The organism is Nostoc sp. DedQUE07, assembly GCF_034530975.2.
In the GTDB taxonomy this organism is placed as follows: Bacteria; Cyanobacteriota; Cyanobacteriia; order Cyanobacteriales; family Nostocaceae; genus Nostoc.
Genome location: NZ_JAVRCC020000074.1, coordinates 1 through 11961, shown reverse-complemented (window position 1 = coordinate 11961; position 11961 = coordinate 1). Strand labels below are relative to the sequence as shown.

At 42.5% G+C, this 11961-nt stretch carries 6 protein-coding genes and 1 pseudogene; 6 read left to right on the top strand and 1 reads right to left on the bottom strand.

The annotated features are described in order from the left end of the window. Positions 1-68: 68 nt before the first annotated feature. Positions 69-239: pseudogene (locus RMZ95_RS31470) on the top strand (ABC transporter permease); the annotation flags it as partial. Between the two features lie 28 nt (positions 240-267). After that, a complete protein-coding gene (locus RMZ95_RS31465) occupies positions 268-435 on the top strand; it encodes a hypothetical protein (protein ID WP_322684266.1) in 168 nt (55 codons plus the stop codon). Between the two features lie 138 nt (positions 436-573). Here RMZ95_RS31465 and RMZ95_RS31460 read toward each other — a convergent pair whose 3' ends face one another. Then, entirely contained in the window at positions 574-8130 is a 7557-nt protein-coding gene (locus RMZ95_RS31460; protein ID WP_322684267.1) for a DUF4347 domain-containing protein, read from the bottom strand. A gap of 690 nt (positions 8131-8820) precedes the next feature. Between RMZ95_RS31460 and RMZ95_RS31455 the strand changes: the two genes are divergently transcribed. The 4 genes from RMZ95_RS31455 (at position 8821) to RMZ95_RS31440 (ending at position 11720) form a co-directional block, all read left to right on the top strand. After that, entirely contained in the window at positions 8821-10629 is a 1809-nt protein-coding gene (locus tag RMZ95_RS31455) for an ABC transporter ATP-binding protein (protein ID WP_322684268.1), read from the top strand. Positions 10630-10667: 38 nt separating this feature from the next. Continuing rightward, on the top strand, positions 10668-11096 hold the full coding sequence (locus tag RMZ95_RS31450) for a hypothetical protein (protein WP_289795916.1): 429 nt from the start codon (positions 10668-10670) through the stop codon (positions 11094-11096). A 122-nt stretch (positions 11097-11218) separates the two neighbouring features. Then, positions 11219-11464, top strand: coding sequence for an AbrB/MazE/SpoVT family DNA-binding domain-containing protein (locus tag RMZ95_RS31445; protein ID WP_322684272.1), 246 nt, complete (start codon positions 11219-11221; stop codon positions 11462-11464). Continuing rightward, positions 11451-11720, top strand: a complete 270-nt coding sequence (locus RMZ95_RS31440) for a PIN domain-containing protein (RefSeq protein WP_409884265.1) — start codon at positions 11451-11453, stop codon at positions 11718-11720. The genes RMZ95_RS31445 and RMZ95_RS31440 overlap by 14 nt, the downstream gene beginning before the upstream one ends. Positions 11721-11961: the final 241 nt, after the last annotated feature.

The window sequence follows — 11961 nt, the reverse complement described above, 5'->3', positions numbered from 1 at the left end:
CAGCTTTGAGGAGTTAATGAACTGCATAGGAAATCATATCTCCAAACCTAACGATCGCAACTAATCGCATAAAATTCCTGTTACCAATCCTATCACCGCTAATTGCGTTGGTGCAGCCTGCCGTAGGCATCGCCTCCGCTCTCATCGTCGGTGCTATCCTCATGCTAGTTGCTGGGGCAAATCCCATCACTGCATACAGCATCCTATTTCAAGAATCTCTCTCTACCTACTTTGGATTTAGATGAGGCTGTTCAGGGGTGGAAAGGCTTGAAGTTAAAATTATGCCAGGGGATTGAAAGTGCCGGTCAGTTCTACAGCGAGCTAGTCTCCACAGTCAGCAACGCCGATAGCGTTGCTGATGGTGAGCCTTACTGGAACGGATATCTAGGCAAGTGGCAGGTTTGGCTTAAGTTTGGCATTTACCCTTTCCCCTAAAAGTGCAAAAATATATTTTTGCAAGAGGTCTAATGTAAATTTTTCCACTAAGTATTCACAAGCGGCAATCACATAGCGCTTTTATGAAAACAGATTTGTTCCTCTCCCTCATTCTGAGAGTAGACAATATAGTTTTCATTAGGCAATCACAGTAATATTTGCATGAGTAATAATTGCCTGATTCGAGAATTGGGCTATTTGAACTTGTGCTGTACCACCAAGTCCATCTTTATCAAAGAATAGGTTGCCTGTAGTTTGATTGTAGATGAAGCGATCGCTTGCTGTTACAGCATTAGCACCAAGTCGAAATAAGCTAGCCTCAAGAGAAGTATTTTGAGATTGGCTAAGTCCAAATTCTGCCTTGGAAACAAAGATAGTATCATCTCCAACAGTAAAATCAGCAATAATATCATAGCCTCCAATGCGTGTATCAGTCAGGTAGAAGCTATCTCGACCAATTCCACCAGTCAATACATCTTTACCAGTTCCACCACTTAGTAGATCATCGCCTACACCACCGAACAAGGTGTCATTGCCAGTACCACCAATTAGGCTATCATTACCATCAACTCCATTCAACGTGTTAACACCAGTGTTTCCAGTCAGGATGTTATTCTGGCTGTTGCCAATACCATTGATTGCTCCGGTTCCAATCAAGGTCAAGTTTTCCAGGTTATTTCCCAACACCCAACTAACCGAAGACTTGACTAAATCAGTGGCTGCATCTAAGTCTTCAGTAATACTATCGTTCAGGTTGTCTACAATGTAAATGTCATTGCCAACTCCACCATTAAGATTGTCAGTCCCTGCACCTCCATCCAAAGTGTCATCGCCTGCACCGCCGAACAAGGTGTCATTGCCTGAACTACCAATAAGGCTGTCGTTGCCATCAACTCCATTCAAGATGTTAGCGCCAGTATTTCCAGTCAGGATATTATTGAGACTGTTACCAGTACCATTGATTACCCCACTTCCAGTTAGGATCAAGTTTTCTATGTTATCTGCTAAAACCCAACTGACGGAAGACTTAACTAAATCTGTACCTGCATCTAGGCCTTCAGTAATCGTATCGCTTAGGTTGTCTACAGTGTAAATGTCATCACTGACTCCACCATTGAGATTATCTATTCCCACACCTCCATCCAGGGTGTCATTGCCAGAACCGCCGAATAAGGTGTCATTGCCGTCACCACCAATTAGACTATCGTTGCCATCAGATCCATTCAAGGTGTTAGCAGCAGTATTTCCTATGATGATGTTATTAAGGTTGTTACCAATACCATTAATTGCTCTACTTCCAGTCAGGGTCAAGTTTTCTAGGTTATCTGTTAACAACCAACTTACCGAAGACTTGACTAAATCTGTGCCTGCATTGACGGATTCAAGAATAGAGTCGCTGATGCTGTCTACAGTGTAAATGTCATTACCGATTCCACCAATCAAGCTATCATCTCCTAAACCTCCATCCAAGGTGTCATTGCCAGAACCACCGAACAAGGTATCGTTGCCGTCACCACCATAGAGATAGTCATTGGCATCGCCACCGTCAAGGATATCATTACCCGTACCACCATAGAGAGAGTCATTGCCAGCACCACCATAAATGTTGTCTTTGCCTGTTTCTCCATAAAGGCGATCGCCACCTTCGTAGCCGAAGATGATATCATCAGCTACGCTTCCCGTCAGGGTATCAGCTGAACGCGTACCAAATAAAGTATTTTCGCTGACATCTTGAAGTCTAACTGTGACAGTTTCTACGCTGCTAGTGCTAATGCCGTCGCTAACAGTAACTTGCAACTCAAAAGTGGGGTTAGTTTCAAAGTCGAGGTCGTCGCTATCGTTGACAGTAATTTCTCCAGTGCTGGAGTTGATATTAAAGCCAACCTGACCATCGCGATCGCTATCCAAGTTACCATTAATAATTGTCCAGTTAGAAAATGTGCTGCCATCCACATCTGTTGCAGCTATGGTGCCAACCACCGTACCATTGGCAATACTTTCATTAATGCTAAAACTTTGGCCTGCGGCGATCGCAGGAGCATCATTCACTGAGTTAATAGTAAGTAGCAGCTTTTTAGAAGTGCTTCCCCCTGTATTTCCATCGTTCACAACAATACTAAGGCTATCAGTACCATTGATATTGGCGTTACCTTTGTAAGTCAGTCCAGCAATATCAGCGAGGGTGGCATTAATTTGACTAACAGTACCAGTGAGAGTGACATTACTGCTACTGTTGTTGTTTATACTGGTTGAGGTTAAACCACCGACTACATCACTTTTTATTGTAACTGTACCTTTGGTTGCTGTGAGAATAACGCTAAGAAGCGAATTTCCGGCGTCAACATCATTAATCGCAATGCCAGGAATTGTGACTGAAGCATCTTCATTGACAGTAACACTAGGTAAATCAGAAATAGTTGGGGTATCATTAACAGCAGTAACATTAATTGTTCTAGTCACCGCACTACTAATACCACCATCACCATCTGTGAGGACAACTTCAATAGTCCGAGGAGTGGTTGAGGGGCTTTCAGATACATTAACGTAAGTAATATTCCGCACTAAAGCTTCGATGGCAAAGGGTGTTGCATTGGCATTCAAGCCAATTACCAAATCTTCAGTGCCAATACCTCCAGAGAAAGTACCGATTTGCAGAGTACCGTACTTGATGATGTTGCCGTTGAGGTTAATTTGAGTAATGTTAGTGCCTTCGTTACGGATCGCAAGACGGTCATCAATGCTAACACCGTTTTTGATGCGAACAGTCAATTTGCCATTGTCGAAGTTAACAGAATCTGGGTCTGTAACTTTGACATAAGATTCTGTAATCAAAATGGCAGCAGCGTTTTCTGTATAATTAGCAGCATATCCCGGCCAACTGCTGATTATTGGAGCATCACTCACACCAACTTTCAAAGTGACCGTGGCAATATTAGAATCAGCAATGCGATCGCCTGCTCGATAAGTAAAGGTATCAATGCCTTTGAAGCCAGTGTTAGGCGTGTAGTTAAAAGAACCATCAGGATTGAAAATTAAGCTCCCATTTTGCGTCCCGGACACCAAAGTTGCTTTTAGAAGTGTTTTCTCGCTATCGGTGTCATTTGTCAGGACACCAGGAAGTCGATTCCCAGTTGTTGCATTGTATTGTATTCGTCCCCGATAGCTTTCGTTTATAGGATCGCCATCGCCATTTTCTCGGAATGTGGCATCAAAGCTGACAATTTGGCTATCAACACCATAAATAATTTGATTGATAGTAAATTCACCAGTCAAACTGTTATATCCGCGTCCATCACCACTTACGTCTAAACCAGGCTGATTAGTCGCTTGGAATGGGAAACGCGCTGCACCTGTGTATGTTGTACCTGTTGTGAGTGGGGCGTTAAATGGAGCTGCAAATGAAAGATCCCACCACTTGCCGCCACTTCCAGGTTCGCTGTAGGTAATTCGTATCGCGTTATTGCTACTGGTGTTTGTTGAGTAGGCGCGTGAGGCTCCAAAATTACCTGTGAGCGGAGTATAGCTATAATAATCGCTTTGACCGATATAGTTACCGCGATCGCTATCTAAAATCAGCGCTGTAGTAGCAGCGGCAGTACTAAATAAGGTATTTTCTGATACCAAATAGCTATCGTTTGTTGCCACCGGTGCTTGATTAGCGCTAATCGCTGTACTCGTAACCTTGATATTATCAATACCAATCCACTCATCTTCCCCATTGGCATCAGTTGTAATCAAGCGAATTTGCACTTGTGCTTGATTGTTAACTTCCGGTGGTAACAAAACGCTTAAGCGTGCTTCTCGTGCATCGTAGGAATAGGGTGTTGTGGCGTTATTGGAAGCATCAGAGACGAAACCTGCTGGCAGATTGATGAAATCCCCTGTATTACCAATGCGATACTGGACGGCAAGAGGTTGAATTGCATTGCGTGTTGAGGTGTCAATGTCTTTGAGCGTGAAATTTAACTGGACATTCTGACGCCCTGTAGCGTTTAAATAAAATACCAAGTGCGGTGCTGTAGCTGTTGATGAACCTCGCAGGGCAATAGTTGGGTTGCTTTCATAGACAAACTCCGCCACACCAGCATTTGCGTAGGTACTGGGATTGGTCTGATTTGCATTAACATCAATCGGAGTTGCAGAACCATCAGCAAGCACTGTTTGTGGGTCAACGCCAACACTGCTGACTAAATTATCGCCTCGAAATCCTCTGATGCTGGGTATGTTCAGCCAATCATCATCAGTGGTAATTAAACTTGTGTTTGACCAGTCTTGACTAAAGTCGCTCAGTGCGAGTTGATGATAAACAGGAGCAATCGATTTGACTGTGAGCAAGGCGGTGTCCGTGGCGTTACTAAAGGCAGTTGTACCACCGTTGCTTGTGGTGTCGGCAAGATTACCATTGAGACCACTAGTTCTATCCCAAGCTCGGAAGGTAATAGCGTTAGCAATATCACCATTAAAATTAGCATTGGGCTGGAAGTAAATGCGGCTATAAGCATCTGCTACTAGCAAACGAGCGCTACTTTCAGAAACCGGCCCTAAAGGATTCCAGACTGTACCACTGTTAGTGCTGTACCACCAAGTACCGTTAGTAGTGTTAGCGGCAGTAATGGCTATACCTGTTAAACCGCCACTATTGGGGTCAGTAATATTACTATTTATACTAACTATGGAAGATATTAAAGTTCCAACTGCTCCGGAGGGTGCGCCTGCATTTTCATTGACTGCGCTTAGGGTAACAATAGTATCAGATAACGCAGGTGCTGTATTCGCAGGCGCAGTTGGTACTTCGTTAGAAACACCGAGGAAACGTGCTACTGCAAAGTAGCCATTGACATTACCTACAACAACAATCTTCCCATCTGATTGAGTTGCAAGGACATGAGTCTCATCATATTTACTCTTAAGCGAAGTTGTAACCTTACCAGCTGTGCCAAAGCTTGTATCTAAAGTTCCATCAGGGTTGTAAGCTAATAGAACAGTAGTGCGATTAAGGCTTTGAGTATCGCTTTCTACATAGCTACCGACAACAATTTTGCCATTTGGCTGAATCGACAAACTAGTACCACGGTCACCAGTGCTAACGCTAAGAGGAGCAATAACTTTACCACCATTGCCAAAGTTAGAGTCTAGAGTGCCGTCCGTATTAAAACGGGCAATAGCAAAGTCTTCTTGATTAGAACTATTCCATACATTCCACACATATCCAGTAACAACAATTTTGCCGTCTGACTGAATTGCAAGACTTTCGATATTCTCAAAAGAAGTACCTATCGCGGCCAGAACTCTACCACTATTGCCAAAGCTCGTATCGAGACTACCATTGGTGTTATAGCGTGTTATGGCAAAATCATTGTTATTGCCATTGGAAGCTCTTCCTCCAACTACAATCTTACCATCAGGCTGAATCGCAACAGCATAGCCATTTGTGCCATTTACCTTCCCACCATTACCAAAGCTTGTGTCTAGGCTGCCATTGGTGTTGTAGCGTAATAGAACATAATCTGGATTACCATTGCCGATGTACCCCGCTAAAATAATCTTGCCGTCCGGCTGAAGTAAGACGTTATGACCGAAGTCTTCACCAAAGTTGGTAATAACTTTACCGCCATTGCCAAAGCTGCTATCTAAGCTACCGTCAGCGTTGTAGCGGGTGAGAGCAAAATCTGGTTGGCTCGGTTGGGTACTGTCCCCCCAACTATAGCCGCCAACAATAATCTTGCCGTCGGACTGAAGAGTAACACGATAACCAAAATCGCTGGAAGTACCTACTATATGAGTAGTAACTGTACCACTATTGCCAAAGCTGGTATCTAAGCTGCCATCAGGATTATAGCGTGCTAGAGCAAAGTCAGGGGCACTGACGTTATTGTTTTCCATGTAAACATAACCCACTGCCAAGATTTTGCCATCCGGCTGAATTGCAACACTATAGGCAGGCCCGCCATAACCAAATTTGGTAGTGACCGTACCACCATTACCAAAGTTAAGGTCGAGGTCACCAGGGTTCTGTACGAGTTTGATAGTAATGTTTTCGTTTGTACTGGTTGCAATACCATCACTGACGTTGACTTGCAGATTTACAGTAGGGTTAGTTTGGGGATTAAGGTCATCAATATCATTGATAGCCAACTGTCCGGTATTGGGATTTATACTGAAAGCTTGATTGCCGTCACCATCTGTATCTATGTTCCCCCCGGCAATTGTCCAGTTAGAGAAAGTAGTGTTGCTATCAACATCCGTAGCCGTCAATGTACGAATAATTGTGCCGTTGCTAGCATTATCGGGAATGGTGAAAGAAATGGGTGTAACTACAGGTGCATCATTGACAGCATTAATCGTAATTGCAGCTGTGTCAGTAGTACTACTAAAAGCAGTGGAGCCGCCATTAGTACTTGTGTTTGCCAAGTTTCCATTTGTTCCACTAGTTTGATCCCAAGCACGAAAGGTGATGGCGTTGCTGATGATGCCGTTGAAGTTAGAGGAGGGACGGAAATAAACGCGGGTGTTAGCATCTGCCGCCAACAACCGGGCGCTACTATTTGATACTGTACCCAAGCTATACCAGTTTTGCCCATTGTTAGTGCTGTACCACCACGAACCGCTGATGGTGTTCGCAGCAGTAATAGCTATACCAGTTACTGCCCCAGTGTTGGAGTCGCTGACGTTTGCACCAAGGCTTACTAATGAGGAAACTAAGGTGCCCACTGCTCCGGAAGGTGCGCTCGAATCTTCATTAATTGAATTGAGGGTAACAACAGTGTCAGTTAGTGTAGGAGCATTATTAGATGTGGTAGCACCAGGGGTAAAAGAGTAATTCAAAGTAATATTACCCGTACTACTTTGATAGCCATCTACAGAAATGTGATAAGTTGTTCCAGCAGTAACTGTAAAGCTCACCTTACTAGCACTAGTTCCATTACTGTCGTCGTTGTCAGCAACCAGGCTCAAACTATTAACAGCATTGCCTGTGTAAACACTAAGGTAAGTATCAAAGCCACTATTTATAGTATCAAAAACAACGTTTCCAGAAGCGGCAGCAGTCCAACTCCACCAGACTGAGTTGGTGGTTCCTGATTGAATTAACTCGCCTGATTCGCTTGTGGCTCCTACATTATTGCCTGTACTACTGCCTGAGTTACCAGAAAGTACAATACGGTTAGCAAAGTTGTCATTAAAGGAAGCTAAAACGAAGTTGTAAGTCTCTAATATTTCTGGTTTAAATATCTGAACAGTTGTCACCTCGCCTCGACTGATTTCCAAATTCCAGTCTCCGCCTAAAGCAGCATTCCCTGTGAGATTGGCAGAAGCAGCAATGCCAGCTTTTGTCAACTTGTGCAACTTCTCAATGAATTCTTCTCCAGCGTCTCCAGCAGCAACGTTACAGCCATAGAGTAATAGAGATGGAGAAACGCAGAGATGGGAAGACCAGGTTTGTAGTTCTTGAGCGTAGCGTTGCAATGTGCTGAGGCTAAGTTGGGTGTTACCTAAGTAGAGGCAACCAGGGGAGCCATGAGAGATGATGTGTACACTTTCAACTCCACGGCGCTGTGATAGTACTTCGGTAATTTGTTCTACCCCATCTTGGTAGCGATCGAGGATAGCTACCTCTACTTGTGATACTAAATTTTTCAGTAATAATTCGTAATTAATTACCGAAGAATCAATGAAAATAATGTTTTTATTTTTCATGTCCACTGTATTATATTGATAGTTGGAGTTTTGAGTTTTAATAACAATTAAAACTCAGGATTAAATATGAAACATTGAATGATAAAAAACCAGAAACTATTGACCAGCAATTTATTCAATAAATTAGCCTGATTTTTTATCTTTATAAAATGACAATCCATCAAAAAAGATAGCGATTATGATAGTAATATTTTCTTTATATACTGTCTGAATTGCATCGATGTATTTTCTGAGATATTGTCAAGATATTGTAAAGATTTCAGAAAAGAGAGTAATATTTATTACTTTAATTTTCAAAAATGACCAAAGCTGTCCCATGACAATTAGATTTTTCAGCACGGGGTCTTGTTTTAAGTTTTCCCTCAGCAGAGGCTTTTCTACCAAAAGGAGATGCTAAATCAATCTTAAAACCAGATTTGCGAACAACTTATCATTCCGATTACCTATACTGGCCTATTAACACTGATCGCATCGCTCTAGGGCAAAGGAGCAGAGGGGCAGAGAGGAAAGATGCTTCAGGGGAAGATTTACTGCAAGTTTCTGCTCTGCTCCCCTGCCCCCCAGCTAGCTCTTGAATAAACTCAGTTACTAGTTTCTCACTAGTCTGTCTGAATCAATCTTCAGACTCAGGACTTAGGACTCAAGACTTTGTTCCGTGGTAATATCAGTCACACGAAATCGCAAAAAACCGTGGCTACTGTATTAAAATCTCATCGGGCATCAAGAAGGCGTAAACATTCAGCGCATCCTCTCCAACGTTTGCTTGAGTATGGACACCAGTATCGTAAACAAATTTGGCTGGCGACTACTTATTCTATCCTCAATAAGTTTTTCGACTTAGCACCACCCGGTTTAATTGGTATCGCGGTGGATGTGGTAGTCAAGCAACAGGATTCCATAATTGCCCAGTTAGGGGTACGGGATGTCTTTGGGCAATTTTTGATTATTTCCTTCCTGACTGTCATCATTTGGATACTAGAATCGGTTTTTGAGTATGCCTACGCTCGACTTTGGCGAAATTTGGCTCAGAATATTCAGCATGACTTGCGTTTGGATGCATACAAACATTTGCAAGAGCTGGAATTGGCTTATTTTGAAGAACGCAGCACTGGCGGTTTAATGTCTGTCCTCAGTGATGATATTAACCAATTAGAGCGGTTTTTGGATGGAGGAGCAAATGATATCATCCAAGTTTCTGCAACGGTTCTAATTATTGGCGCTGCTTTCTTTATTCTGGCTCCTAGTGTAGCGTGGATGGCTTTGTCTCCGATGCCATTTATCCTCTGGGGTTCTTTTGCCTATCAACGACTGCTTGCACCTCGCTACGCTGATGTCCGCGAAAAAGTAGGTTTTCTCAATTCGCGGTTGTCAAACAATATCAGCGGAATCACTACTATTAAAAGCTTCACATCTGAAGCTTATGAAGCCTATCGTTTGGAATTAGATAGTGACGCTTATCGTCACAGTAATTCTAAAGCAATTACTCTTTCTGCTGCTTTTGTGCCGTTAATTCGGATGCTGATTTTGGTGGGTTTTACAGCATTACTTTTATATGGCGGAATGGCAGCAGTTTCGGGAGCCATGTCTGTAGGTACTTACAGCGTATTAGTGTTTTTAATCCAGCGCTTGCTGTGGCCTTTAACTAGATTAGGCGAAACTTTTGACCAATATCAAAGGGCAATGGCTTCTACTAATCGAGTCATGAATTTATTAGATACTCCTATCGCCATTCATACAGGTGATGTGGCGTTACCTGTAAATGAGGTACGCGGGGAAGTGCAATTTAACAATGTTTATTTTGCTTATAAAGATAGATTTCCAGTAATTAAGAATCTGTCTTTGGATATTCCGGCGGGGAAAACTATTGCAATTGTTGGTTCTACTGGTTCTGGTAAAAGCACTTTAGTCAAACTCTTATTGCGGTTATATGAAGTGCAAGCTGGAAACATTACTGTTGATGGCATTGATTTGCAAAGTTTGAATTTGCAAGATTTACGCCGTTGTATTGGTTTGGTGAGTCAAGATGTCTTTCTATTTCATGGCACTGTAGCAGAGAATATTGCTTATGGTAGCTTTGAAACTACAGAGCAAGAAATCATCACGGCGGCGAAGATAGCCGAGGCACACGAATTTATTATTGAATTGCCCGAAGGTTATGAGACAATCGTCGGGGAAAGAGGACAAAAGTTATCTGGTGGACAAAGACAACGGATTGCGATCGCCCGTGCAGTCTTAAAGAATCCCCCCATTCTGATTTTAGACGAAGCTACTTCGGCGGTGGATAATGAGACAGAAGCAGCAATCCAGCGATCGCTAGAACGGATTACAGTAGATAGAACTACAATTGCGATCGCTCATCGTCTTTCCACTATTCGCAATGCCGATTGCATTTATGTCATGGAACATGGGAAATTAGTAGAATCGGGAACCCATGAACAATTGCTAGAGAAAGACGGTATTTATTCCGGCCTCTGGCGCGTACAGTCAGGTTTGAGATAAATTTCGCCTATTGTCTGTGTCTTCATTACGAATTATTTATGTTTTTTGGTAATAGTCAACCAGAATCAGGTGATACTAAGTGGCGTCGCCAGTTGGATAAGTTTGTCAAAGCAAATCAGCAAGAATTGGCGGCGCTGTTTTGGGGATTATGGTTAGCAAATGGTGACAGTCAGGGTACTGTTGGTATTGATTTGCAACCAACGCCGCATTTTGTTTATTGTCCGAAAGAGCAGATAGAGAATTTAAATAATAAGGTTGATAATCGGCTTCAGGAAATTTTGGGAATTGTGGAGAATCACAAGCCGGATGTGGAAGTTGTGATGATTGGGATTGGGAAGGGGGAAATTAAGTTAATTCAGTTTGCACCGGAACCAGCACCACCGATTTGTTTTGAGCAAGCTGGGAAGGATGTGGATGGGTTATTGGATGTGCTGGAAGAGAGAATGAGGGAGGAGATTGTTTTTTAACGCAGAGGGACGCGGAGGGAAGCGCAGAGGAACGCGGAGAAAAGACTCTATTTATACCGCTCGCTGTGTTGATCTGCCAAGAAACGTTATATTTAGGTAAATAATTTATGTCAGGAAACGTAATGGCTAGCGTCACCATCACCACCAAAGGAGAAGTAATTATTCCTAAAGAAATTAGGGATTATCTTAATATTGATATAGGTAGTAAGGTTGATTTTGTCATTGATGAAAATGGGACAGTTAAACTAATTCCACTCAATGTTCCTGTTCAAACTCTGTCCGGCATTTTACATCGTCCGGCGATGAAAAGTGCAACTTTAGAAGAAATGGAAGCAGCAATCCAAGAAGGCGCAAGTGATTGGAGTTGATACGAATATTTTAGTGCGCTACCTCACAAAAGATGATGAAAAGCAGTGGAAACAAGCTGCTGAAATTATCGAAGCACGAGAGCAATGTTTTGTAGCAAATATAGTTCTTTGTGAGTTGGTTTGGGTTTTACGGGGAAAGCCCTATGAATTTAGTAAGGAAGAAATTAGCAACACTATAGAGTTAATGTTGCAATGTTCAGTGTTTGAGTTAGAAAATCGCTCTTTAGTTTATCAAGCATTACAGCAATTTCATTAGGAAAAGGCAGATTTATCCGACTATTTAATCGGCGCGATCGCTCAACATAATAGTTGTAGTTCAACAGTAACTTTTGACAGAAAGTTAAGAAGCGAACAGCGATTTAATTTACTTGAATAATGCTTATTTTGCAATCGGCGTAGGTGTAGCCCGTCGCAGACATCGCTCTCCATTATCTACGAACACATATCCCTCTTCTGTCACTTTCCGACATAAGCAAGTAGTAAATAACTGAAATTAT